Consider the following 24,032-nt stretch of genomic DNA (forward strand, 5'->3'; position numbering starts at 1 on the left):
TTCATGTCAATCTCACTAACCCCGAATTCCCGTCTCCTCGAGATCCCGACCCGACTCGGTCGCCTCTCCGTGCGCCGCACCGGCCCCGATGACGGTGCACTCACGGTGCTCTGGTCGTCGATGTTCGTCGACAGTTCCACCTGGGACCGGATGCTGCCCCTCCTGCGACGCGCTCGTCCCGAACGATCGTTCATGTTGATCGACCCGCCCGGACTGGGCAGGAGCGAGCCGCTGAACCGTCGCAGCACCATCGCGGAGGCGGCTGCCGCGGCCCACGACGCCCTCGAGGAACTGGCGGCCGGCCGGCCCGTCGACTGGGTGGGCAACGCGTTCGGCGGGCACGTCGGCTACGAGCTCGCGGTCGAGCCAGGAGTGCTGCGCTCGCTCACGGCCATCAGCTCTCCCGTGGAGGCCATCTCGCCCGAGCTGCGGCGCCGGATCGAACTGCTCGCCCCGCTGCTGCGCCACGTCGGCCCCGTGGGTCCGGTGCGCTCGGCCGTGATCGACGCGATGCTGACAGAGCAGTCAGCCGCCGATCCGCGCCTCAGGAAGGTCGTCGTCGAGAGCCTCGGGCGCCCGGGACGGCGCAGCATGAGCTTCGCCCTCCGATCGTTCATCCTCGATCGCGTCGACGTGTCGCACCTGATGCCCCGCATCCAGGTTCCGAGTCTCTTCGTGGCCTCCGACGACCGCGGCGACTGGAGCCCCGCCGACGCGGAGCGCTCTGCGGCGGCGGCTGGACCGATGGTCCGCTCGGCCACGGTGAGAGCCGCACGCACTCTCGTTCCGCTCGAACAGCCCGAGGCCCTGGCCGCTGAACTGCTCGCGTTCTGGGATGGACTGCCGACGCCCTGAGCGCTGGCTCTGCGTCTGTGCGCGGGTCGGTGCCGACGACATGGCCGGCGACACCGAGGATCGGGAGTCAGCCCACGGAGACGACGGGAGCACCCGTCGAGGTGTCCGTCGCAGGCATCTCGGCGGCGAGGCGGTTGGCCTCGGCGATGAGGGTCGCGACGATCTCCGACTCGGGAACGGTCTTGATGACCTCTCCCTTGACGAAGATCTGACCCTTGCCGTTGCCGGATGCCACTCCGAGGTCGGCCTCGCGGGCCTCGCCCGGTCCGTTCACGACGCAGCCCATGACCGCGACGCGCAGCGGAACGCTCATGCCCTCGAGGCCGTCGGTCACGTCGTTGGCCAGCTTGTAGACGTCGACCTGGGCGCGGCCGCAGCTCGGGCACGAGACGATCTCGAGCTTGCGCTCGCGGAGGTTGAGCGACTGCAGGATCTGCAGCCCCACCTTGACCTCCTCGACCGGCGGCGCGCTGAGAGAGACGCGGATGGTGTCTCCGATGCCCTCGCTCAGCAGGATGCCGAACGCCGTGGCGCTCTTGATCGTGCCCTGGAACGCCGGGCCGGCCTCGGTCACGCCGAGGTGCAGCGGCCAGTCGCCGCGCTCGGCGAGCATCCTGTAGGCCTTCACCATGATGATCGGGTCGTTGTGCTTGACCGAGATCTTGAAGTCGTGGAAGTCGTGCTCCTCGAAGAGGCTGGCCTCCCAGACGGCGCTCTCGACGAGAGCCTCGGGAGTCGCCTTGCCGTACTTCTGCAGCAGGCTCGGCTCGAGCGAACCGGCGTTCACGCCGATGCGGATCGAGACGCCGGCCGCCTTGGCCGCTGCGGCGATCTTGCCGACCTGATCGTCGAACTTGCGGATGTTGCCCGGGTTCACACGGACCGCCGCGCATCCGGCGTCGATGGCCTGGAAGACGTAGTTCGGCTGGAAGTGGATGTCGGCGATCACCGGGATCTGGCTCTTCTTGGCGATGATCGGCAGTGCCTCGGCGTCGTCACGACTCGGCACGGCGACGCGCACGATGTCGCAGCCCGATGCGGTGAGCTCGGCGATCTGCTGCAGGGTGGCGTTGATGTTGGGCGTCGGAGTCGTGGTCATCGACTGCACGCTCACCTGGGCGTCACCCCCGACGAGCACCTTGCCGACCTTGATCTGGCGGGACTTCCGTCGCGGGGCCAGGACTTCGGGGACTTTGGGCATTCCGAGATTCACAGCGGGCACGATGCAATCCTACGCGGCGCTCGCTGGACACCCGCTGCGCGATGGTGCCGGTCTCAGACGCAGCCGTCGGTGTAGAACGGGACCGGGGCTGAGATGAACAGCACGGACTCTCCGCCCTCCTCGTGGGCGAGCTCCACCGCGAGCTGCGTCTCACTGCCGGGATCGTCGGCGAGCTCGGCAGCCGGGCCCGTGCACAGGGAGGGGTTCGCCGTGACGTCAGCAGCGGCCGAGACCGTGGCCCAGTCATCGCCGGCCGAGTAGCCCTGCACCGTCGTCAGGGCGATCTCGCCGTTGTCCGCGGCGTCGAAGTAGACGGCGACATACGGCAGGAACTCTCCGTCGGTGGCCTCGTTCTCGGCGCGCTTGGCCTCGTCGTAGTGCCGTTCATCGAGGGTGAAGGCACCCCAGGTGTGCAGGATGCCGCCGGGCGAGTGATTCGTCGCCGCATAGGTCTCGTCGACGGGATCGGAGCCGAACAGGGACGTCAACGTGGCGATGGCCTCTGTCGGCTCCTCCAGGTAGTCGATCTCGGCGACGACCGCGGCATCGGCCGAGCGCAGTTCGAGCACAGTCGGGCGCGCCACGAGAGCGACGACGGTCTCGAGCGGGTCGACGGCGGTGGGCTCCGGGGTCGGGGGGATCGTCGTCGGGGGCGGCGTCGTGGCAGCCGTCGATGTGCTCGCACCCGTCGGCGCTCCAGGTTCACCCGCGCACCCGGCGAGGGCGAGCGTCGCCGCCAGGATCGAGCCGATCAGCAGCGTCCGCCGTGCGGGCATGGGCCGTCCCCCTGAGTCAGCGGATGCTGCAGGTGTGGCATCCGTCGATGAATGATGACAGACCGCAGACTTCCGCTGCGCCACAGCCCTGATCTTAATGCGCCGCACGGGCCGATCGGTGCTCACGGGCATCCTCGGTCGCCGCCGAAGAGCTCCGGTGAGACGAGCCACAGGATGCCCGCGCCATCCTCGCTGAGCCGCGCTCCCACACCGGCCGTGATCGTGCGCTCGTAGCCCTCGTGCACGACGTCGTACCTGACGACCTCGACGGAGACGGCGTCGCAGCCCTCGATCCCGACGTCGGCCTGGTCCGAGATGGTCGACCAGTCGTCGCCCACATGGCTCCCCTGCACCGTCGTCAGATCGATGTCTCCAGTGGCCGGGGAATCGAAGTACACCGCGAAGCGGGGCCAGACGATGTCGTTGAAGTTCTTCGCCTCGCGGGCCACCTCGTCGTAGTGGCGCTCCTGCACCTCGAGGGCACCCCAGACGTGCGTCGTGAACGGCGGGAAGTGGCTGTTGCCGTCGTGGTCCTCCACGACCGGCGGCGCGCCGAACACCGCTGTCAGGGCGGCGACAGCGTCGGCGGGCGAGGCCATGTAGTCGAGGGAAGCCACCACGATTCCGTCGGGCGACCTCAGCTCCAGCGCCTCGGGGCGCATCACGATGGCGGTGACAGTGGTGAGAGGGTCGACCGGTGCAGGATCCGGAGTCGCCGTCGGAGTCGGAATCGCAGCCGGAGTTGGCGTCGACGTCGGCGTCGAGGACGCGACCGGGGTCTGCCCGGCCGCGGCCGATGTCGTCGGCTGCCCTCCCGAAGGCAGTCCCGCGCATCCGGCCAGGGCGAGCGCCAGCACGACCAGCACGCCCGCGTGCAGCGAACCCCTCGTGCGCATCCTGATCTCCCCCGTCGGCATGACTTCTGGGAGAATATTCGCAGGTCGGCGGTGAATTCTCGAGCAGTCACGAGTAACGATTCGGCGACGGCACCGACCTTCGTCCGATCGACCGACGCTCCTGATCGCCGGCGTCGATGTCGCCCCGGATCCGGGCTATCGTCGAAGGAGGCCGCACACCGGTCTCACAACGAAGGAGTTGCGATTCATGACCACGACCCAGGTCGTCATCCTGTCCGGTTCGCGTACCCCGCAGGGCCGGGTGAACGGCCAGTTCGCCGCCCTGTCTGCGGTGCAGCTGGGCACCATCGCCATCCGCGATGCCATCGAGAAGTCGGGCGTCGACGTGGACGACATCGACCAGGTGCTGATGGGCCAGGTGCTGCAAGCCGGCGCCGGCCAGAATCCGGCCAAGCAGAGCGCCGTCGCCGCCGGGATCCCGTGGCGGGTGCCGGCCATGACGCTCAACAAGGTCTGCCTCTCGGGGCTCGCCGCCGTCATCGACGCCGCCAGGCTGATCCGCCTGGGCGAGGCATCCGTCGTCGTCGCCGGAGGCCAGGAGTCCATGACGAACGCCCCGCACCTGCTGCCCGGATCCCGACGGGGCTGGGCCTACGGCGACGTCACCATGATCGATCACGCCGCGTTCGACGGACTGACGGATGCCTTCGACAGATTGTCGATGGGCGCATCGACCGAGGAGCACAACGGCCCACTCGCGATCAGCCGCACCGACCAGGACACCGTGGCTGCAGCCTCGCACCAGCGTGCCGGCGCCGCCATCGAGGCCGGCGTCTTCGCCGACGAGATCGTCGCCGTGAGCGTTCCGCAGCGGAAGGGCGACCCCGTGGTCGTCGCGACGGACGAGGGGGTGCGTCCCACCTCGACGGTCGAGACGCTCGCGGCCCTGCGTCCCGCCTTCTCCTCCAGCGGCACCATCACCGCCGGCAACTCCTCCCCGCTCTCCGACGGCGCGAGTGCGCTGGTCGTGGCGAGCCGCGAGTACGCCGAGGCGCACGGCCTCAGCTGGCTCGCCGTGATCGAGGCGTCCGGTCATGTCGCCGGACCCGACAACTCCCTGCACTCGCAGCCGTCGAACGCCATCGCCGCTGCCCTGACCAGGCAGGGGTGGGATGCGTCCGAGCTCGACATCGTCGAGATCAACGAGGCCTTCGCCGCCGTCGCCGTGCAGTCCACTCGCGACCTCGGCCTCGAGGCGGAGATCGTCAACGTGCACGGCGGAGCGATCGCCCTCGGCCACCCGATCGGAGCCTCGGGCGCGCGGCTCGCCCTGCACGCCGCCCACGAGCTGGCACGTCGGGGCTCAGGACGTGCAGCCGTGGCGTTGTGCGGCGGCGGCGGTCAGGGAGACGCCCTGCTGCTCTCGCGCTGAGGGTCCGGCGGGGCCGGGCTCAGGTGAGGTCGCGCATCCGCGCTGCCACACCCTTGTCCGACCCCTCACGGCGCTCGGACCCGACGGCGATCACGAGCAGCACGGCTCCGGCCGTGGCCAGCGTGATCCACCACGGCAGCGACTGGATGTCGCGGCCGAGCTGCACGGCGAACACCAGCACGTTCTCGACCGGGAGCACCACGAGCCCGATGATGAAGGGCGCGGCGAGCCTGCGGCGTGCTCCCACGAGGATCGCCGCCAGCGCGAGCGCGATCACCAGGATGGCGCGCCACGTCGTCGGGTCCGTCACCGTCGCCATCATCGACGGGACCAGCAGGACGATCAGTCCGGGGCCGAGCAGGCGCCACGATCCGCTGAAGCCCGTCGGCCAGGCGTTCAGGCGGCCGAGGACCGACGTCGATCGGGGTGGCGCCGACGCCGGGTCCGCAGCATCCGTCGCCCCATGCCCCATCGCCACGATGCCGGCGAGCAGCAGCCCCAGGGCGAGCGGGATCGAGAAGCCCTCCACCCGGAGGATCTCCCGTTCACTCCAGCCGGCGACGGACGTGCACCACGCCACGGCCCAGAGGAACCAGACCGGCGGCAACGTCGTCGCGTGCGATTGCGCGCGCACCGCCGTGATCACGACGAGGGCCAGCAGGAGTACGGCGAGGGTCCACAGGGTCCAGATCGAGAACGGGTCGTCGCGCACGGCCGTGATCGGGCCCGCGACCAGGTAGACGGATGCCGCGGCGTAGCCCCAGCGCGATCGGGCGCCGGCACGCACCAGAAGCCTTCCCGCCGTCGCGGCCAGCAGGCACGCGGCGACGGCGTAGCCGAGCACCGTCACCATCAGCGCGGCGTCGGAGATGCCGGGAAGCAGGTCGAACTCGAGGCCGTAGCGCATGCCCTGAACGGCGCCAGCGCCCGCGGCCGCGATGGCGATGACGGCCACGGGCAGGCCGAGAGCGGCGAGTCGCGTGCGGGGTTCACCCGACGGACGGGTGATGAGAGCCAGGAGGACCAGAAGTGCCGCTGCGGCACCGAAGAGGGCGAGCGTGCGCCACGGGGCTGCAGCATCGACTCCGGAGCCCGAGACGGCCAACGCCACGAGCGACGGGACGACGGCACTGGCCAGGCCCGTGGTGGCCAGAGGGACCCCGCGTCGGCCTCGTGCCACGAGGATCGTGCCGACGAGCGCCGCGACCAGTGCCGGAGGAAGGACGTAGGGTTCGACGACGTCGACACCCGCGATGGCCCAGCGGCACCAGAGGGCGCCGGTCCAGGCCGCAGCGGCGATCCACCAGCCGTAGCGACGTACCCACATCCCCGTGGCCGCGGCGCCGATGCCGATCACGAGCAGCACCACGAACGCCGTCTCGAGTCCGGCGACGCCGACGAGGGCGATGAGCACGGCGAGGGCTCCGGTGAGCAGCGCCGACCCCTCGATCGCCAGCCTCACCGCGCGGGCCTCGCGCGGGGCTGATCCCGCCCTCTCGAGAGCCGACTGGATGACGCCGGTGCTGGGCAGGACGGCGGCGACGATGACGGCGATGATCGGAAGGGCGACGGGAGATCCGCTCGTCGGGAGGAACGCGGCGCAGAGGCACACGACCACGACGGCGAGCGACGGAACGATCACGGCAGCGGCCACGGCGCGCACGAGGACGGTCAGGCCGGGACGCCGGGTCGTGGTGAGGGCGAAGGCGAGCAGCGCCGTCACTCCGGTGGAGAGGGCTGTCCAGGCGCTCCGCTCCTGCAGCACACCGGCGATGCCGACGAGGAACGGCACGCTGGTCACGATCAGCACCGCATACCAGGTGCCGGGCCGCAGCCACCGGGTGAGGGTGGCCGCGAGCGCCGCGAGGGCGGCGACGGTGGTGGTGAGGCAGAGCACCGGGACAGTGTCGAGGCCGGCGAGGTCGAGGGCCAGCCCGGTCACCACGAGGGCGTAGGCGAACCCGACGCCCATGTGCGCCGGACGGAGCACCACGGGCACGGTGTGGGCGAGCAGCACCGTGAGAGCGACCGCTGCGGCGCCGGCCACGACGGCGAGCCGTTGCTCCGGCCAGGACAGCACGACGGCGAGGACGAGCACGGCATGGGCGCCGACGATCCCCGGCAGGCGCAAGGCGAGTCTGGAGTCGCGCACGCGCGGCACGACCAGGAGTACCACTCCGGCGAGGGCGGCCAGCGCCAACGCCTCGGCCGAGCGCGCCCAGGGCTGCAGCTGCGACCAGGCGGGGAACGTCACGACGCCGACGGCGGCGATCCAGCGTGCGGCGACGAGGGGATCGGTCAGGATGCGCCACGGCTCGGCGGGCGAGAGCCGTGCCGCGGCCCAGATCGCCACGCCGACGGCGACGAGGCCGACCACCGCGGCGAGCTGCTCGGTCGCGTAGCCGCCGAAGAAGGTCCTCCCGAAGACCGCGTAATCGCCGTCATCGGAGGCCGCCCCTCCGATGACGGTCGCGATGGCTCCGCCGACGGCGACGGCGAACGCCGGGACGGCGAACAGCAGCGTCGTGACCAGCGTCCCTGTGCGGAGCGCCGTGCGGTCGACGGATGCCGCCGTCGGCACGACACTGATCGCGACGAGCACGAGGCCGGCGGCGACGGGAACGAGGGCGGGCCACCAGCGGCCGTCGCCGAGGTCGGGCGCCTGCACCAGTACCGCCAAGGCTCCGGCGCTCAGCACGCCGGCCAGGGCACTCCAGAACCTGGGCAGTCCCGAGCGGGCGCTGAGCAGGGCCAGTGCGGCGAGAGCGGCATAGGCGGCGGCGATGCCGACGGCCTCGGCAGTCGCCGTCGCGTTCCTCACGAAGGCGACCCAGGGCGCCTGGACCACGACGAGGAACACGACGAGCACCTGCAGCACCTGGAGCGCGATCCGATCGGCGGCGAGCGCACTGGTGAATCGTGCACGCAGGCGGCGGACGACCCGGTGCAGCACGACGGCGGCGAAGCCCACTCCGAGATGGCCGACGACGGCCCAGGCGCCGACGTCCACGACGGCGTTCACTCCGGTGTCTCCGACATCCGTTGCCGCATAGCCGAGGAAGGCCGGAACGACGGCCAGGCCCAGGAGACCCGCCCAGAGCCAGGTGCGCAGTCGCACGATCGCGGCCACCACGACCATCGTTCCCGACGCGACGAGCAGGCCGAGGGCAGCGAACCACCAGCCGCTCACGTTCTCGGGCGCGAGTTCGGAGAACGACCAGACGTCGAGCGCGACGAACACCATGCCGAGGCCGCCGATCGCCTCGGACGAGAACGTGAGGCCGCGCCGGGCCAGCAGCCAGGCTCCCCCGAGGAAGGCCGCAGTGCAGACGGCGATGATGACGGTGCGCGCCCCGAAGTCGAGGTCGGGGTTGAGGAAGGTGAACACGATCGCCGCGACGGCGACAAGGCCGGCGCCGGCGACGGCGAGAACCGACTGCAGGCTGATCTGGGAGTCGAAGCGGGCTCCGGATGCGGCGACTCGAGGAGGGACGACTCCTGGAACGACGGGGGCCGTGGCCCCGGACGCCACCGGAGGCGACGCGGCGACGGCGCTCGCGCTGGCGCTGGCGCTGGCGACGGCGCCCATGGCCACAGGCACCGGCGCACGCCCCGCGGCCGGCGCGGGCGCGGCATCCGGGATCTCCGCGATCGACGCCGCACGACGCTCGATGGCGAAGGCGGCCTTCTGCGACCAGCTCCAGGCGTTCTGCGCTGCGGCACTGCCGAGGTCGGCCCCGCAGGACGGGCACACGGCGACGCCGACGACCGAGGCTCCGCATCGCGGGCAGATCGTCGTGTCGAGCAGATATCGTGCGGCGTCGTCGCTCCAGGCCATGCCGGCGAGCCTATCGGCGGCGGGTGCCGCGGACCGGTGGCGACACCGCTCCGGTGCACGGACTCGGGGCGAGCCCTGAGGATCAGCCGAAGATGTTGATGGGCTTGACGATGTCGGCGTAGACCAGCAGCAGGCTCATGCCGCCGAGGATGATGACGACGGCGAAGGTGAGCGGCATCAGCTTGGCGATGTCGACAGGACCCGGATCGCGGCGCCCGGCCAGCTTCGCGAAGCCGCGACGGATCGCCTCCCAGAGGGCGCCCGCGATGTGACCGCCGTCGAGCGGGAGCAGAGGCACCAGGTTGAACACGAAGAGGGCGATGTTGAGCGAGGCGATGAGCCCGATGAGGCTCGCGGCCTTCGACTGGAGGGGGATGGTGTCGATGCTGGCGATCTCGCCGGCCACCCGGCCGACGCCGACCACGCTGATCGGGCCGTTCGGGTCGCGCTCCCCCGTTCCGAAGGCGGCCTGGGCGATGCCCACCATGCGCTCGGGCAGGTTGATGATGATGTGGGCGACCCCGGCGATGTTCTCGCCGACGGCGGGCAGCACTGCCGACGCCGGCTGCGGCACCAGCTCGCTGGCCGGACCGATCCCTACGAAGCCGTAGGTGGCCGTCTCCGGCTTGCCGTCCGCATCGAGAACGTTCTTGCCTGCGTCGTCGTAGACGTAGCGCTCGGCCGGCAGCGGCGTGACGGTGAGGGTCTGCTCGGAGCCGTCGCGCTCGACGACGACCACGAGGTCCCGGCCGGAGGACTCGCGGATGACGGCCGTCGACGCGTCCCAGCTGGTGACAGGCTCGCCGTCGATGGAGACGAGGCGATCGCCGGGCAGGAGGCCGGCGGCTGCGGCGGGAGAGGGAGCATCCGTCGACTCGCAGGTCTGCCGCTCGCTGGTCGCGGGGAGCACGCAGGCCGAGACGCTGCCGACAGTCGTCGACGCCTGCGCCGTGCCGAAGCCCATGAGCAGGACCGCGAACAGCACGACGGCGATCACGAGGTTCATGAACGGGCCGCCGAACATGATGATGATGCGCTTCCACACGGGGAGCAGGTAGAAGGCGCGGTGCTCGTCGCCCTCGGTGATGGTCTCGGCGCTGGCGGCCCTGGCATCGGCCGCCATGCGTCCGAAGTAGCCGCCCTTCTCCGCCTCACGGGCGTCGATCGAGTCGTCGAGGGCCGAGGTGACAGGCCCGGAGTCCGTGCGACCCTCCTGCACCAGCGTCTGGAAGAAGCCGGTGCCGCCCTCGCGCACCTTCTCACCCTTGTGCGGCGGGAACATGCCGATCATCGAGATGTAGCCGCCGAGCGGGATGGCCTTGAGGCCGTACTCGGTCTCGCCACGGCGCTTCGAGAAGATGGTGGGCCCGAAGCCGATCATGTACTGCGTGACCTTGACCCCGAAGAGCTTCGCCGGAACGAGGTGCCCCACCTCGTGCAGTGCGATGGAGACGGCGAGGCCCAGCGCCACGATGACGACGCCGAGGATGAAGGGCAGCACGGTTTCCACTCGCTCAGAGTAGCCGCGCGAAGCTTGGAAGGGGCTGGTGGCCGGCTGGACACCTTCGCTACGGTCGACGGATGCGTCACCTCGTCGTCGGACACGGACTGATCGGCTCTCTCCTCACGCAGGAACTCGTGGCGAGGGGGGACAGCGTCGTCGTCGCGACCCGCGACGGACGGGCCGTACCCGGAGCGACGTCGGCCACGGCCGATGCCTCAGATGCCGCGGCCCTCGGTGCCGCAGCCGTGGGCGCCGACACGATCTTCCTGGTGACGAATCCGCCCTACGACCGCTGGAGGGAGCAGTGGCCGCCGATCTTCGAGGCCGCGATCACGGCGGCAGCGGCATCCGGAGCCGCCCTCGTGGTGATGGGCAACCTCTACTCCTACGGCGTGCCGTCAGGGCCGATGACCGAGACGTCCCCTGAGACCACGACGGAGACGAAGGGGCTGGTGCGCCGCGACGGCTGGGCCCGGGTGCGCGAGGCCACGGAGCGCGGCGAGATCCGCGGGGTCGAGGTGCGGGCGAGCGACTACTTCGGGCCCGGTGCCGGGCGCAACGCCCACCTCGGAAGCGATTTCCTCGGCCCTGTGCTCGCCTCGAAGACGGCGCGCATCATCGGCGATGCCGACGCCGTGCACAGCTGGAGCTTCCTGCCCGACATCGTGGCGACGCTCATCGCGGCAGCGCACCACACCGGGCAGTGGGGCCGGGTCTGGCACGTGCCCAGCGGAGAGCCCCGCACGCGCACGGCCATCGTCGCCGAGGTGAACGCCGGCTGGGGCTCGAGCGGCAGCATCCGGCCGTATCCGACGGCGATGCTCAAGGCCCTCGGGCTGGTCAACGGCGAGATCCGGGAGATCGTGGCGTCGAGCTACCAGTTCCGCACGCCGTTCGTCATCGACTCCACCGAGACCGAGCGGCTGCTCGGGGTGTCGGCGACGCCGTGGTCGGAGGCGCTGCGCACGACGGTGGAGTCCCTGCGCACGGCCGGGTGAGTCGGGCCTGCCGGGTCAGCCTGCGATGAGCGCGTCGGCCGCGGCGCGGGCGTCGAGCTCGGCCTGTGCCAACGATTCGCGCGTGAGGCTGCCCGATTCCGGAGCGTGGGCGTCGACCACCCGCTCCACGGTGTCCACGATGTCGAGGAAGCCGATGCGGCCGGAGTGGAAGGCGTGCACGGCCTGCTCGTTCGCCGCGTTGAAGACCGCGGGATAGGTGCCGCCGGCGCGCCCCACCCTCTTCGCGAGCGCGACGGCGGGGAAAGCGACCTCGTCGAGCGGGGCGAACGTCCAGGTGTGAGCCTGGGTCCAGTCCAGCGGGACACCGACTCCGGCGACCCGGTTCGGCCAGTCCAGTCCGAGCGAGATGGGCAGCCGCATGTCGGGCGGCGAGGCCTGGGCGATGGTCGATCCGTCGACGAACTCGACCATCGAGTGGATGACCGACTGCGGATGCACCGTCACCTCGATGGCGTCGTACGGCACGTCGAACAGGAGGTGCGCCTCGATCACCTCGAGCCCCTTGTTCACGAGGGTCGCGGAGTTGGTGGTGACGACGAGGCCCATGTCCCACGTGGGGTGGGCGAGGGCGTCGCGAGGAGAGGCATCCGTCATCTCGGCACGAGAGCGACCGCGGAACGGGCCGCCGGACGCCGTGAGCACGAGGCGGCGCACCTCGTTCGGCGCACCGGCCAGGAGGGCCTGCGCGATGGCGGAGTGTTCGGAATCGACGGGCACGATCTGCCCCGGAGCCGCGATGGCCTTCACCAGTTCGCCGCCGACGATGAGCGATTCCTTGTTGGCGAGGGCGAGGGTGCGCCCGGTCTCGAGCGCCGCGAGGGTCGGACCGAGGCCGATGGACCCGGTGATGCCGTTGACGACGACGTCGGCGTCGACAGAGCGCACCATCTGCTCGGCCTCGATCTCGCCGAACGCCGTGTGCTCGACGCCGAAGGCCGCGGCCTGTTCTGCGACGCGGGCGCGGTTCGATCCTGCTGCGAGACCGACCACCTCGAACCTGTCGCGATGGGCGCCGATGACGTCGAGCGCCTGCGTGCCGATGGAGCCCGTCGAGCCGAGGATGATGATCCGCTTCACCTGCGTCACTCTACGCGGCCCTCCGTGCATGCTCACCGGCGCATGTAGTTCGGACTACGGTGAACGGATGGCCGACGAGGACACGACGACACCGCAGCCGATCCGTCGGCCGGGCTTCGTGTACGCACTCTGCAAGGCGCTGCTCTGGCCGATCGTGTGGCTCTACTTCCGTCCGCGGGTCAGCGGGCGCGCCAACGTGCCGCGCACCGGCCCGGTTATCTTCGCCAGCAACCATCTGTCGTTCATCGACAGCATCGCCATCCCGAGCGTCGCACCGAGGCGCCTGCAGTTCATGGCCAAGTCCACCTACTTCGAGGGCACCGGCATCGGCGGCGCGATCACGCGCTGGTGGTTCACCTCCATCGGCGTGGTGCCCGTCGAACGCGGAGCCGGAGCCGCCGGGCAGGAATCCCTCGAGATCGGCACCCGCATCCTCGAGAGCGGTGGGGCTTTCGCGCTCTACCCGGAGGGCACCCGCTCCCTCGACGGCAGGCTGTACAAGGGGCGCACCGGCGTCGCGTTCCTCGCCCTCACGACAGGGGCGACCGTCGTTCCCGTCGGCCTGCTCGGCACCGACAAGATCCAGCCCGTCGGGACGAAGTTCCCGCGTCCGCACCGCTTCACCGTGGCCTTCGGGGAACCGCTCGACCTGAGCGTGCACGGCAATCCCGATTCCGGACGGGCCCGGCGCCACGCGACCGACGAGATCATGGCGGCCATCCACTCCCTGAGCGGTCAGGAACTGGCGAACGCCTACAACGAGTCGCCGCAGCACGGCGTCGCGAAGCTCGTCGACCGCGTGCTCCCCCGCGAGCGTCGCTGAGGCATCCGTCAGGCGTCGCCGTTAGGGTCGAACGGTGACCAGCCCGACCCGCCCCCTCCTGCGCCGCATCTGCGCGGCCGTGGCCGCCGTCGTCCTGGCGGGTGTCGTGATCGCGGGCTCCCCCGCCCCCGACGCTCGGGCCGGCGGGTTCACCGCCGCCGGCGCCGTGTCCGGGCTCGGGGCGTCGACGCTCGCGGCTGTGCAGTCGCATCCGTTCTACGCCGCGGCCGTGGGGGCCGAGCAGACCGACGGAGACGACTTCGATCCCGGGCTGATCATCAGCGACTACAACTTCTTCAACAGTGCCGCCATGACCGAGGAGCAGGTGCAGGACTTCCTCGACTCCGCGCCGTGCAAGCCGCGCGACGAGTCGCCGTGCCTGCGCGACTTCAGCCAGGACACCACGTTCCAGGCCGCCGTCGAGCGCGGCCACTGCGACGCCTACCTGCCCGGGAAGGACGAGTCGGCCGCACGCATCATCACGAAGGTGGCTGCAGCCTGCGGCGTCAGCCCGCGCGTGCTGCTCGTGCTCCTGCAGAAGGAGCAGTCGCTGGTCACCCGGCCGAACGCCTCGGGTTATCTGCGGGCGACGGGGTACGGATGCCCCGACACGGCCGACTGCGACCAGAAGTACTTCGGCTTCTTCAACCAGGTCTACAACGCGGCCTGGCAGTTCCGGCAGTACACGCAGCATCCCGATCGCGCCTACAGGATCGGGGCCGTGCCGGTCGGCTTCAACCCCGATGCCGCATGCGGGTCGACCGTGGTGAAGGTCGCCAACCAGGCGACGGCGAACCTCTACAACTACACGCCGTACCAGCCGAACAAGGCCGCCCTGGCGGACCTGAAGGGCGAGGGCGACGACTGCTCGACCCACGGCAACCTGAACTTCTGGCTGCTGTACTCGAAGTGGTTCGGTTCCCCCGACACCGAGCCGTATCCGACGATCTTCGGACCGTGCGCGAACCTCGTCGGCGGGCAGCCCTGCGACGCGCCGCGCTGGGTGCTCGACGACGTGGAGGATCAGCGGCTGCTCGGATAGGTCGTCCGAGGGTGACCTCAGCGGGTCTTCATCAGCGGGGCGGCCCCGGGTTGTTGGCCCGGTACGTGCGCACCTTGGCCCGGTTCCCGCACACTCCCATGTCGCACCAGGTGCGCGAGCCGTTGCGGGACCTGTCGTAGAACGCCCAGGCGCAATCGTGCGCGTAGCAGAGCTTCACGCGCCGCAGCCGTCCCTCGATGCCGAGAGTGAGCGCGCTGGCCAGCACCGCTTCAGCCACCGTCGACGGCGTGAGCGTCACCGACCGAGCCGTGATGGCGACGCGTACGGGCAGGTCGGGGAGCTCGGCCTCCTCCCCGCTGGCCAGCGCACGCAGGGCGTTGCGCACGGCGAGCACCTGCTCGAGTCCGCCGGGGACGAACCCGCGTGCCGTGGCCCAGGTCGCCAACTCCCCCTCGGACGCGAGGGTGTCGGTCAGTTCCTCCACATCGAGGGTGTTGAGGAAGTCCACGAGGAGGTCCTCGTGCGCCGTCGCGCCGGAACCGTCACTCGTCAGCACATTCCCGCCATCCGTCATATAACCACTGTACATCGAATAGTGGTTACGGTACCGTGTAACTACCAATCAGGAATAGCTGGTTATCAGACCGAACCGACTCAGGGTCGGATACAGCAATGGAGCACTGATCATGAATCCCCTCACCCTTTGGGCCACTCGCGACGTGCGCGTGCTCGACCACAGCAGCGACGACGAGAACCTGCGTCACCAGCAGGTGAACGAGGCGGCCGAACTGGAACCCCTCGAGCGCGACGGCCGGTGGGCCGCCGCCATCCACCGCTGGGCCATGCAGGACGAGGCTGCCGCCCTCGCCGATCAGGCCGATGCCGCCCACGAGGTCACTCGGGCACGGCACTCCTCTCAGCTGCGGGCGCGCGTCTCCGGCTCGTGAGCCACCGGGAAGTTGACCGACGCCGCGATGAAGCACTTCTCCGACGCCTCGTGATGCAGGCTCGAGGCGAGCTCGATCATCGAGGCGTCGGCGACCTCCACTCGCGGGCGCAGAGTGACGCCCGTGACATGACCGCCGCCGTCGTGCGTCTGGCGCATCGTGCCGACGGCGGCATCCGAGTACCCCGTCACGACGACGCCATGGGTGACGGCGACGTGCAGGTACGACAGCATGTGGCACTGGGCGAGAGCGGCGAGCAGCATCTCCTCGGGATTCCAGCGGGCCGGATCACCGCGGAAGGCCGGGTCGGCTGAACCATCGATGGCCGGCTTGCCGGATGCCGTCACGAGATGCTCGCGACCGTACTCCCGGTACCCGCTCGTGCCGGTCCCCCGGTCGCCCTGCCAATCCACCGCAACGGCGTAGTGGTGGTCGAAATCCATGGCGTGAGCTCCGTTCTGCGTGCCTGCTGGCTGTCTCCTCGTCGAGGATAAGCTGGAGGCACCATGACTTTCACCTCTCTCGACGCCCCCGTCACCTCAGTTCCTCAGGAGCGCAGCATCGTCACGGCCGTTCCCGGCCCGAAGTCCCGGGAACTGCACGAACGACGCCTGGCGGTGGTCTCCTCCGGGGTCTCCTCCACGCTCCCGGTGTACATCGAGAAGGCCAATGGCGCCATCCTCGTCGACGTCGACGGCAACAGGTTCATCGACTTCGGTGCAGGCATCGGAGTCACCACCGTCGGTCACACCGAGGCGAGCGTCGTCGCCGCTGCAGCCGGCCAGCTGCAGGACGTGATCCACACCCTCTTCACCATCACGCCCTACGAGCAGTACGTGCGCGTCGCCGAACTGCTCGCCGAGCACACGCCCGGCGACTGGGCGAAGAAGAGCGTGCTCGTCAACTCGGGTGCGGAGGCCGTCGAGAACGGCGTCAAGATCGCCCGCAAGTACACCGGTCGCAGGGCCGTCGCCGTGCTCGACCACGCGTACCACGGCCGCACCAACCTGACGATGGCGATGAACTACAAGGCCATGCCCTACGCGACGGGGTTCGGCCCGCTCGCCGGCGACGTCTACCACGCTCCGAGCTCCTACCCCTATCACGACGGCCTCAACGGCGCCGAGGCCGCAGCCCGCACCACGACTTGGCTCGAGAAGGTCGTCGGAGCGAGCGACCTCGCCTGCCTCGTCGTCGAGCCCATCCAGGGTGAGGGCGGCTTCATGGTTCCCGCCGACGGCTATCTGCCCGCCCTGCAGGAGTGGTGCACGGCGAACGGCGTCGTGCTCATCGCCGACGAGATCCAGTCGGGCATGGCCCGCACCGGCCGCTACTACGCCAGCGAGCACTTCGGCCTCGAGCCCGACCTGGTGCTCACGGCCAAGGGCATCGCCGGTGGCCTGCCCCTGGCCGCCGTCACGGGACGTGCCGAGATCATGGACGCCGCCCAGCCCGGCGGACTCGGCGGCACGTTCGGCGGCAACCCCGTCGCCTGCGCCGCGGCCGTCGCCGTGTTCGAGGCCATCGAGGACAACGGTCTCCTCGCCGAGGGCGAGCGCATCGAGAAGACCCTCACGGCCGGGCTCGAGAAGCTGGCCGCCACCTACGACATCATCGGCGAGATCCGCGGCCGCGGAGCCATGATCGCGATCGAGCTCGTGCAGCCGGGCACCGGGTCCACGACCAAGGAGCCGAACGCCGCGGCCGTCACCGAGATCACGACGTGGGCCGCCCAGCAGGGCGTGCTGTTCCTGAGCGCGGGCACCTACGGGAACGTGCTCCGCTTCCTGCCCAGCCTGGCCGTCACCGACGAACTCATCGCCGACGGGCTGTCCGTGCTCGACGCCGCCCTCGCCCGGCTGTCCTGATCGTGACGGAGACATTCCACGTCGAGGACTCGGTCGAGATGGCCGTGGTCGAACGCAGCGGTTTCATCGAGTCGCGTCACGCCGGTTCGGCCGTCGTGATCTCCCCCGCCGGTGACATCGTGCGCACCCTGGGCGACATCGCGTCGCCCGTGTTCCCGCGTTCGGCGCTGAAGCCCTTCCAGGCCGTCGCCGTCATGTCGAGCGGAGTCACCCTGCGGGGCACCGATGCCGCCATCGCCACGGCCAGCCATTCCGGCACCGCACGGCACGTCGACCTCGTGCGCGGAGTCCTCGCGCGCGCCGGCGTGCCGGAGTCGGCCCTCGCCTGCCCCGAGGCCTACCCGCAGGACACGGCCGCCCGCGACGCCGTGGTGCGTGCCAACGGCGCGAAGTCGCCGCTGTACATGAACTGCTCCGGCAAGCATGCCGCCATGCTCGCGGCCTGCGCCGCCAACGGCTGGCCGCTCGAGGGCTACCTCGACATGGAGCATCCGCTGCAGAAGCGCATCCTCGACATCGTCGAGCGCTTCACCGGCGAACGGCCGGCCGCCACCGGGATCGACGGATGCGGGGCTCCCGTGCACGCGATCTCCCTCACCGCCCTCGCCCGCGGCATCCAGCGCGTCACGACGTCGACCCCGTCGTCGCCGTTCGCGATCTACCGCGAGGCCGGAGCACTCACTGAGGCCGTGCGGGAGCATCCGTGGGTCATCGCCGGACCGGGTCTCGGCGACTCCATCGCCATCGAGCGTCTGGGCGTGTTCTCCAAGTACGGAGCCGAGGGCAGCATCGTGATGACGGCGCCCGACGGGACGACCGTGGCCGCGAAGGTGCTCGACGGGAACATCCGTGCCGTGCACGCCGTCGCGCTGCGCCTGCTGGTGCAGGCCGGTGCTCTCGACGCCGAGGCCGTCGCGCCCGTGCTGGAGGAGCTCGATCTCTGGGTGACGGGCGGAGCCGGCCGCGTCGGACGCATCCGCGCGACGGTGTAGTTCCCTACCCGTTCCACCCGTTCGCCGAGGCCCGGACGGAGTCCGCGGCCGAAGCGCCTGGGGCGCCGCCATGGATGCGCATCGAACGCCGACTCCGTCGGGTTCTCAGCGAGCGGGTGGAGGATCAGCGAGCGGTGCGGGCTACCCCTGCTTCGCCAGCTTCCGCCGTCTGGCCGCCTGGGAGATCTGGGCGACGAGCACGAGCGCGATCGCGAACAGGAACACGGCCGACGCGATGACGTTCGCCTCCGCCGGGATGCCGCGCGACGCCGAGATGTAGATGTACTTCGGGAACGTCATCACCGAACCCGAGTTGAAGTTCGTGATGATGAAGTCGTCGAAGCTGAGCGCGAACGACAGCAGGGCTGCGGCGATGATCCCGGGAAGCAGCAGCGGGAAGGTGACCCGCAGGAACACCTGCGTCGGTGACCCGTAGAGGTCGCGGCCGGCCTCCTCGAGCGCCGGGTCGAGGCTCGCCACGCGGGCCTTCACCGTCACCACGACGAAGCTGATGCAGAACATCGTGTGGGCCAGGATGATCGTGAGCATGTCCTTCGGAACCCCGAAGGCGAGGAACTGCGCGGCCAGGCCCGCACCGAGAACGACCTCGGGGGTCGCCATCGGGAGGAACAGCAGCAGGCTGATCCCGGACCGTGCGCGGAATCTGTACCGCACGATCGCGATGGCGATCATGGTGCCGAGGATCGTCGCGACGACAGTGGCGACGACGCCGATCACGATGCTGTTGGCGAAGGCCTCGCAGACGGCGCCGTTCTGCACGGCGCAGACATTGAGCCACTTGTCGAAGGTGAACCCGCGCCAGGAGATGTTCGACTTGAGGGAGTCGTTGAAGCTGAAGATGAACGTGTACGCGATCGGGATCAGCAGAAAGATGAACGCCAGAATGGCGTAGGCCGGAAGGATCCAGCTGCTCGGCGACCAGCGTCGCGGTCGGGGCAGCGGAGCGCGCGACCCTCTGGCCGTCTCGGCGTTCTCGGTCTCGAAGAGGCCCGCGACGACGGTGCCCGCCTGTCCCTCACCGCTCACAGCAGTTCCTCCGTTCCGCTTCGCTTCACGTAGACGCCGACGATCACGAGGATCACGGCCATGAGGATGATCGACAACGCCGCCGCCGCCGGATAGTTCTGCAGCACCAGGAAGTTGGCCTCGATCACGTTTCCGATCATCTGCGTGTCGGCTCCTCCGAGGAAGTCGCGGCTGGCGTTGACGTAGTCGCCGGCGGCCGGGATGAACGTCAGCAGCGTTCCTGCCACGATGCCGGGCATCGAGAGCGGGATGGTCACCTTGCGGAACACCTGGAAGGGACTGGCGTAGAGGTCGCTTCCGGCCTCGAGGTAGCGGGTGTCGAGTCGCTCGAGCGTCGTGAACAGCGGCAGTGTCATGAACGGGATGAAGTTGTACGTCAGTCCGAAGATGACCGCGGCCGGCGTGCCGGTGAAGTGCGCATCCGGGGCCATCAACGACAACGCCTTGAGGCTCGTGATCACGAACGACTCATCGGAGAGCAGCTGCTTCCAGGCCAGGGTGCGCAGCAGGAAGCTGATGAAGAACGGGGCGATGACGAGCACCAGCATGAGGCTCTGCAGCAGCGGCCAGCGCCGGGCCTTCACCCCGATGAAGTAGGCCAGCGGATAGCTGAACGCGAGCGCGAAGACCGTCGCTGCGAGGGCGTAGCCGAAGGAGCGCAGGATGTGCGGCCAGTAGGCGTCGACCACCTGCACGTAGTTCTGCCAGTTGAAGGCGTAGTCGTACTGGCCGATGTCGCCGAATTCGCGCGGCGCCTGCAGCGAGGTGAGCACCAGCGACACCAGGGGCGTCAGGAAGAACAGCACCAGGTACAGGATGCCGGGCAGCAGCAGGAACAGCGCGATGCGGCTCTTCTTGCGCGGCGCGGGCTCGGCGACGACCGATGTGCTCGAGAAGGCGGCGAAGGCCACGGTCGCCCCCTAGTCCTCGAGTTCGGCGATGAGCGCCTCGCGACGCTGCGCCGCGATGGACTTGGTGTCGGTGTCGCCGGCGAACCGCTGCACCTCGTCTGGGACATCCGCCAGCCCGAAGGAGTGCTCGACGTTCCAGCTGATCCAGACGTCGTCGCCGACGTGGCTGATCGGGCCGAACTCGCGGTTCTGCGAGAACACGACGATGGTTCCGGCGCCGGGGATGGCCACCAGGTACTGGGTGCTCACTCCGGAGAACGACACGTCGATGACGCGACCGGGCCCGAGGACGTTGGTGCCGGAGTCCGCGGGAGGGGCATCGCGGTGGATCGCCAGCTTCTCGGGCCGGACGCCGACGGTGACGGCGCCGGCGTGACGCTGGGCCCGAGCGACCGGAACTGCGACCCGGATGCCGGCGACATCGACGGCGACGACGGCCGAGGTCGACTCGACGACCTCGCCCGTGAACAGGTTCGACTGCCCGAGGAAGTTGGCCACGAACGCGGTGTGCGGCAGCTCGTAGAGCGCCTCGGGGGCGCCCATCTGCTCGATCTGACCCTTGTTCATCACGGCGACGGTGTCGGCCATGGTCATGGCCTCCTCCTGATCGTGCGTGACGTGCAGGAAGGTCAGGCCGACCTCCTCCTGGATCGTCTTCAATTCGAGCTGCATCTGGCGGCGCAGCTTCAGGTCGAGGGCGCCGAGGGGCTCGTCGAGGAGCAGGAGCGCCGGACGGTTGACGATGGCGCGAGCGAGGGCGACCCGCTGCTGCTGGCCTCCCGAGAGCTGCTGCGGCTTGCGCGCAGCCAGGTGGTCGAGCTCGACGAGCCGCAGGGCCTCGTGGGCCCGGTTGACGGGGTCGGAGACCTTGCGGCGACGCAGCCCGAAGGCGACGTTCTCGAGGATGGTCATGTGCGGGAACAGCGCGTAGCTCTGGAACACCGTGTTCACGGGTCGCTGGTGCGGCTTGGTCGACGTGACGTCCTTGCCTCCGATGAGGATGCGTCCGGCCGTCGGCTCCTCGAGGCCCGCCACGAGCCGGAGCGTCGTCGTCTTGCCGCATCCGCTCGGTCCGAGCAGAGCGAAGAAGGACCCTGCCGGGATCTCGAGGTTGAGGTCCTCGATGGCCGTGAAGCCCGGGAACCGCTTCTGGATGCCGACCAGGGTGAGATCGGCGCCACTGTCGGCGAACTGCGATGCCGCCATGCTCAGGCGCCCAGCAGGATGGCCTGGAACTCGGCCTGGTACTTCTGCTCTTCGGCGCCCGTGAGGGTGCGGAACACGTGGGCCTTCGACAGGGTCGTCTCGTCGGGGAAGATGAGCTGGTTGTCGGCGAGCTCGGGGTCGATGGCGGCGGCGGCTTCCTTCGCACCGACGACCGGCGTGATGTAGTTCACCCACGCGGCGACCTCGGCTGCGACCTCGGGCTCGTAGTAGTAGTTGATGAGCTTCTCGGCGTTGGCCTTGCGCGGCGAGCCGATCGGGATGAGGAAGTTGTCGTTCCAGAGCGTTCCGCCGTCCGTCGGGATGGCGAACTCCCACTTGTCGCCCGCCTCGGCGTTGATCACGGTGATGTCACCCGACCAGCAGATGGCCGCCAGGGTGTCCTCGCTCTTGAGGTCCTCCAGGTAGGCGTTGCCCTTGATGTTGCGCACCTGGCCGTCGGAAACCTGCTTCTTGAGCTCGTCGATGGCGGCCGAGAACTCCTCGTCGCCCCAATCGCCGCTGATGTCGACGCCCTGCTCCAGCATGATGAGGCCCATCGTGTCGCGCATCTCGGAGAGCACGCCGACGCGGCCCTTCAGCGACGGATCCCAGAGGTCGGCGACCGAGGCCAGTCCGCCGGGCACCTTCTCCTTGTTCCAGCAGATACCGGCGAAGCCGCCCTGCCACGGCAGGCTCATCTCGCGGCCCTTGTCGAAGTCGACGTCCTTGAGCGCCGGCGTGAGGTTCTTCATGTTCGGGATGTTGGCCTGGTCGAGCTTCTGCGTGTAGCCGAAGCGGATCCAACGGGCGACCATCCAGTCGGTCAGGCAGACCGTGTCGGCGCCGATGTCCTGGCCGAGGGCGAGCTGGTCCTTGACCTTGCCGTAGTACGAGTTGTTGTCGTCGACGGCCACGTCGTAATTGACCTTGATGCCCGTCTCGGCGGTGAAGGCGTCGAGCGTGGGGTAGTTGCCCGCGTCGTCCTCGTCGATGTACGCCGCCCAGTTCGCCCAGTTGAGCGTCTTGTCCGTGGCCGACTCGTCGGGTGCCGCCGTCGGCTTCGCGGATCCCCCGGTCGAGCACGCGGCGAGGGCCAGCGCGGTCGCTCCCGCACCGGCGCCGGAGAGCAGCGCTCGCCTGTTCAGTTGCGAGCTCTTCGCCTGGGCGATGAGGGATTGGATCATCGGATCAGCGGGCAGCTCACGGGGCTTCACGGGCGGACTCCTTCACGGGTGGCACAGAACTGGTGGTACTCGTCTCGCGGCCCGCATTCTTCGCGGGTGGGTCGATATTCGCACACTGCGCGCGTGTAAGCACGGTTTGGTGATCAAATCGTTGGATTCGGCGCGGATTCCGTACGAAATCAGCACCTGCAGGGAGGTTAAAAGCATGTTTCCGATAGTTCGGCGCGCGTGTCGCTGGGTAGGCTGATCGGCGGGACAAGGGCGTCCCGTCAACGAAGGAGCGGTATGAGAGTCGCAGTCCCCACAGAGATCAAGAACAACGAGTTCCGGGTCGCCATCACCCCGGCCGGTGTGCACGACCTCGTCGCGCACGGCCACGAGGTGTTCATCCAGAGCGGTGCCGGCGCAGGTTCCTCCGTCCCCGACGAGGAGTACAGCGCCGCCGGAGCCCAGCTCCTCCCCGACGCCGCGAGCACGTGGGCCATCGCCGAGCTGCTGCTGAAGGTGAAGGAGCCGATCGAGAGCGAGTACCAGTACTTCCGCGACGGACTCGTGCTCTTCACATACCTGCACCTGGCCGCCGAGCCCGAGCTGACCGAGGCGCTGCTCTCGAGCGGCGTCACGGCGATCGCCTACGAGACCGTTCAGCTGCCCGGCCGTCAGCTCCCGCTGCTCGCCCCGATGAGCGAGGTGGCCGGCCGGCTCGCCCCCATCGTCGGCGCGAACGCGATGCTGAAGCCGAACGGCGGCCCCGGGCTGCTGGTGCCCGGCGTTCCCGGCACCGCCCCGGCACGCGTCACCATCCTCGGTGGCGGCGTCGCCGGCACCAACGCCCTGCAGATCGCGATGGGCCTCGGAGCCGAGGTCACCGTCCTCGACACCAACCTGTTCCGGCTGCGCGAACTCGACGCCCTCTACGGCGGCCGCATCCGCACCATCGCGTCGAACAGCTTCGAGATCGACAAGGCCGTCGTCGAAGCCGACCTCGTGATCGGCTCGGTGCTCCTGCCCGGGGCGAAGGCGCCCAAGCTGGTCAGCAACGAGCTGGTGTCCCGGATGCGCCCGGGCAGCGTGCTCGTCGACATCGCCATCGACCAGGGCGGATGCTTCGCCGACTCGCGCCCGACGACGCACGCCGACCCCACCTTCACCGTGCATGGCTCGCTGTTCTACTGCGTCGCGAACATGCCGGGAGCCGTGCCCCGCACCTCCACCTACGCCCTCACCAACGCGACGCTGCCCTACGTGCGCGCCGTGGCGAACGCCGGCTGGAAGGCCGCCCTGCTCGCCGACCCGGCGCTGGCGCTCGGACTCAACATCCACGCCGGCGAGGTCTACAACGCCGGAGTCGCTGCGGCGAACGGCCGCGAGGCCCTCGCTCCGGCGGACGCCCTGGCCTGACGCGCCCGGGCACAGGGTCCCGGGTCGAGGCCCGGTCCTGTGCGCGGCCGTCGCTCCAGGGTCCGGCCTG

21 protein-coding genes are annotated in these 24,032 nt (G+C 69.7%); 9 read left to right on the plus strand and 12 right to left on the minus strand.

What is annotated here, in order from left to right; all coding sequences use genetic code 11:
- Nucleotides 1-3 precede the first annotated feature (3 nt).
- Entirely contained in the window at nt 4-855 is an 852-nt protein-coding gene (locus E4M00_RS13560) for an alpha/beta fold hydrolase (protein ID WP_135121052.1), read from the plus strand.
- A 67-nt stretch (nt 856-922) separates the two neighbouring features.
- Here the strand turns inward: E4M00_RS13560 and ispG are convergent, their stop codons facing one another.
- The 3 genes from ispG to E4M00_RS13575 all read right to left on the minus strand — a co-directional run bounded on the left by ispG (nt 923) and on the right by E4M00_RS13575 (nt 3,749).
- On the minus strand, nt 923-2,077 hold the full coding sequence (ispG, locus tag E4M00_RS13565) for a flavodoxin-dependent (E)-4-hydroxy-3-methylbut-2-enyl-diphosphate synthase (RefSeq protein ID WP_193555589.1): 1,155 nt from the start codon (nt 2,075-2,077) through the stop codon (nt 923-925).
- Between the two features lie 53 nt (nt 2,078-2,130).
- Entirely contained in the window at nt 2,131-2,853 is a 723-nt protein-coding gene (locus tag E4M00_RS13570; protein ID WP_135121053.1) for a hypothetical protein, read from the minus strand.
- Between the two features lie 122 nt (nt 2,854-2,975).
- Nucleotides 2,976-3,749, minus strand: a complete 774-nt coding sequence (locus E4M00_RS13575; RefSeq protein WP_135121054.1) for a hypothetical protein — start codon at nt 3,747-3,749, stop codon at nt 2,976-2,978.
- 208 nt (nt 3,750-3,957) lie between these two features.
- On the opposite strand from E4M00_RS13575, the gene E4M00_RS13580 reads away from it, so the two are divergent.
- On the plus strand, nt 3,958-5,142 hold the full coding sequence (locus E4M00_RS13580) for an acetyl-CoA C-acetyltransferase (RefSeq protein WP_135121055.1): 1,185 nt from the start codon (nt 3,958-3,960) through the stop codon (nt 5,140-5,142).
- 19 nt (nt 5,143-5,161) lie between these two features.
- Here the strand turns inward: E4M00_RS13580 and E4M00_RS13585 are convergent, their stop codons facing one another.
- Both E4M00_RS13585 and E4M00_RS13590 read right to left on the minus strand, forming a co-directional pair.
- Entirely contained in the window at nt 5,162-8,980 is a 3,819-nt protein-coding gene (locus E4M00_RS13585; RefSeq protein ID WP_135121056.1) for a zinc ribbon domain-containing protein, read from the minus strand.
- Between the two features lie 82 nt (nt 8,981-9,062).
- Nucleotides 9,063-10,490, minus strand: coding sequence for a M50 family metallopeptidase (locus E4M00_RS13590; RefSeq protein ID WP_240037124.1), 1,428 nt, complete (start codon nt 10,488-10,490; stop codon nt 9,063-9,065).
- 71 nt (nt 10,491-10,561) lie between these two features.
- Between E4M00_RS13590 and E4M00_RS13595 the strand changes: the two genes are divergently transcribed.
- Nucleotides 10,562-11,482: an NAD-dependent epimerase/dehydratase family protein gene (locus E4M00_RS13595; protein WP_135121057.1), complete on the plus strand. Its 921-nt coding sequence runs from the start codon at nt 10,562-10,564 to the stop codon at nt 11,480-11,482.
- Between the two features lie 15 nt (nt 11,483-11,497).
- On the opposite strand, the gene E4M00_RS13600 is transcribed toward E4M00_RS13595, so the two are convergent.
- Nucleotides 11,498-12,580, minus strand: a complete 1,083-nt coding sequence (locus E4M00_RS13600; RefSeq protein WP_135121058.1) for a 1-deoxy-D-xylulose-5-phosphate reductoisomerase — start codon at nt 12,578-12,580, stop codon at nt 11,498-11,500.
- A gap of 67 nt (nt 12,581-12,647) precedes the next feature.
- Between E4M00_RS13600 and E4M00_RS13605 the strand changes: the two genes are divergently transcribed.
- On the plus strand, nt 12,648-13,403 hold the full coding sequence (locus tag E4M00_RS13605; RefSeq protein WP_240037126.1) for a lysophospholipid acyltransferase family protein: 756 nt from the start codon (nt 12,648-12,650) through the stop codon (nt 13,401-13,403).
- 34 nt (nt 13,404-13,437) lie between these two features.
- The gene (locus E4M00_RS13610) at nt 13,438-14,445 is read left to right on the plus strand and encodes a LasA N-terminal domain-containing protein (protein ID WP_135121060.1); all 1,008 of its coding nucleotides are present in this window, start codon (nt 13,438-13,440) and stop codon (nt 14,443-14,445) included.
- Nucleotides 14,446-14,476: 31 nt separating this feature from the next.
- On the opposite strand, the gene E4M00_RS13615 is transcribed toward E4M00_RS13610, so the two are convergent.
- The gene (locus E4M00_RS13615; protein WP_135121061.1) at nt 14,477-14,980 is read right to left on the minus strand and encodes a CGNR zinc finger domain-containing protein; all 504 of its coding nucleotides are present in this window, start codon (nt 14,978-14,980) and stop codon (nt 14,477-14,479) included.
- 112 nt (nt 14,981-15,092) lie between these two features.
- Between E4M00_RS13615 and E4M00_RS13620 the strand changes: the two genes are divergently transcribed.
- On the plus strand, nt 15,093-15,353 hold the full coding sequence (locus E4M00_RS13620) for a hypothetical protein (RefSeq protein WP_135121062.1): 261 nt from the start codon (nt 15,093-15,095) through the stop codon (nt 15,351-15,353).
- Here the strand turns inward: E4M00_RS13620 and E4M00_RS13625 are convergent.
- The gene (locus E4M00_RS13625) at nt 15,323-15,796 is read right to left on the minus strand and encodes an OsmC family protein (RefSeq protein WP_135121063.1); all 474 of its coding nucleotides are present in this window, start codon (nt 15,794-15,796) and stop codon (nt 15,323-15,325) included. The two genes, E4M00_RS13620 and E4M00_RS13625, sit on opposite strands and share 31 nt — an antisense overlap.
- A gap of 63 nt (nt 15,797-15,859) precedes the next feature.
- On the opposite strand from E4M00_RS13625, the gene gabT reads away from it, so the two are divergent.
- Both gabT and E4M00_RS13635 read left to right on the plus strand, forming a co-directional pair.
- On the plus strand, nt 15,860-17,221 hold the full coding sequence (gene gabT / locus E4M00_RS13630) for a 4-aminobutyrate--2-oxoglutarate transaminase (RefSeq protein ID WP_135121064.1): 1,362 nt from the start codon (nt 15,860-15,862) through the stop codon (nt 17,219-17,221).
- Between the two features lie 2 nt (nt 17,222-17,223).
- The gene (locus E4M00_RS13635; protein ID WP_420813451.1) at nt 17,224-18,213 is read left to right on the plus strand and encodes an asparaginase; all 990 of its coding nucleotides are present in this window, start codon (nt 17,224-17,226) and stop codon (nt 18,211-18,213) included.
- 141 nt (nt 18,214-18,354) lie between these two features.
- Here the strand turns inward: E4M00_RS13635 and E4M00_RS13640 are convergent, their stop codons facing one another.
- The 4 genes from E4M00_RS13640 to E4M00_RS13655 form a co-directional block, all read right to left on the minus strand.
- Nucleotides 18,355-19,173 carry an ABC transporter permease gene (locus tag E4M00_RS13640; protein ID WP_420813455.1) on the minus strand — a complete coding sequence of 273 codons (819 nt, stop codon included), beginning with the start codon at nt 19,171-19,173 and terminating at the stop codon, nt 18,355-18,357.
- 83 nt (nt 19,174-19,256) lie between these two features.
- Entirely contained in the window at nt 19,257-20,171 is a 915-nt protein-coding gene (locus tag E4M00_RS13645) for an ABC transporter permease (RefSeq protein ID WP_135121065.1), read from the minus strand.
- Nucleotides 20,172-20,180: 9 nt separating this feature from the next.
- Complete coding sequence (locus E4M00_RS13650; protein WP_135121066.1) at nt 20,181-21,377, minus strand: ABC transporter ATP-binding protein; 1,197 nt, start codon at nt 21,375-21,377, stop codon at nt 20,181-20,183.
- Between the two features lie 2 nt (nt 21,378-21,379).
- Complete coding sequence (locus E4M00_RS13655) at nt 21,380-22,591, minus strand: ABC transporter substrate-binding protein (RefSeq protein ID WP_135121067.1); 1,212 nt, start codon at nt 22,589-22,591, stop codon at nt 21,380-21,382.
- A gap of 255 nt (nt 22,592-22,846) precedes the next feature.
- Here E4M00_RS13655 and ald point away from each other — a divergent pair, with 255 nt between their 5' ends.
- A complete protein-coding gene (gene ald / locus E4M00_RS13660) occupies nt 22,847-23,962 on the plus strand; it encodes an alanine dehydrogenase (RefSeq protein WP_135121068.1) in 1,116 nt (371 codons plus the stop codon).
- Nucleotides 23,963-24,032: the final 70 nt, after the last annotated feature.

The sequence above is a fragment of the Orlajensenia leifsoniae genome (genome assembly GCF_004570845.1).
GTDB lineage: Bacteria > Actinomycetota > Actinomycetes > Actinomycetales > Microbacteriaceae > Orlajensenia > Orlajensenia leifsoniae.

Excerpts from the sequence above, each read along its gene's own strand:
- E4M00_RS13595 (WP_135121057.1), top strand. The coding sequence starts at position 10,562 with ATGCGTCACCTCGTCGTCGGACACGGACTGATCGGCTCTCTCCTCACG.
- E4M00_RS13650 (WP_135121066.1), bottom strand. The coding sequence starts at position 21,377 with ATGGCGGCATCGCAGTTCGCCGACAGTGGCGCCGATCTCACCCTGGTC.
- E4M00_RS13615 (WP_135121061.1), bottom strand. The coding sequence starts at position 14,980 with ATGACGGATGGCGGGAATGTGCTGACGAGTGACGGTTCCGGCGCGACG.
- ald (WP_135121068.1), top strand. The coding sequence starts at position 22,847 with ATGAGAGTCGCAGTCCCCACAGAGATCAAGAACAACGAGTTCCGGGTC.
- E4M00_RS13605 (WP_240037126.1), top strand. The coding sequence starts at position 12,648 with ATGGCCGACGAGGACACGACGACACCGCAGCCGATCCGTCGGCCGGGC.
- gabT (WP_135121064.1), top strand. The coding sequence starts at position 15,860 with ATGACTTTCACCTCTCTCGACGCCCCCGTCACCTCAGTTCCTCAGGAG.
- E4M00_RS13575 (WP_135121054.1), bottom strand. The coding sequence starts at position 3,749 with ATGCGCACGAGGGGTTCGCTGCACGCGGGCGTGCTGGTCGTGCTGGCG.
- E4M00_RS13570 (WP_135121053.1), bottom strand. The coding sequence starts at position 2,853 with ATGCCCGCACGGCGGACGCTGCTGATCGGCTCGATCCTGGCGGCGACG.
- E4M00_RS13625 (WP_135121063.1), bottom strand. The coding sequence starts at position 15,796 with ATGGATTTCGACCACCACTACGCCGTTGCGGTGGATTGGCAGGGCGAC.
- E4M00_RS13620 (WP_135121062.1), top strand. The coding sequence starts at position 15,093 with ATGAATCCCCTCACCCTTTGGGCCACTCGCGACGTGCGCGTGCTCGAC.
- E4M00_RS13560 (WP_135121052.1), top strand. The coding sequence starts at position 4 with ATGTCAATCTCACTAACCCCGAATTCCCGTCTCCTCGAGATCCCGACC.
- E4M00_RS13585 (WP_135121056.1), bottom strand. The coding sequence starts at position 8,980 with ATGGCCTGGAGCGACGACGCCGCACGATATCTGCTCGACACGACGATC.
- E4M00_RS13580 (WP_135121055.1), top strand. The coding sequence starts at position 3,958 with ATGACCACGACCCAGGTCGTCATCCTGTCCGGTTCGCGTACCCCGCAG.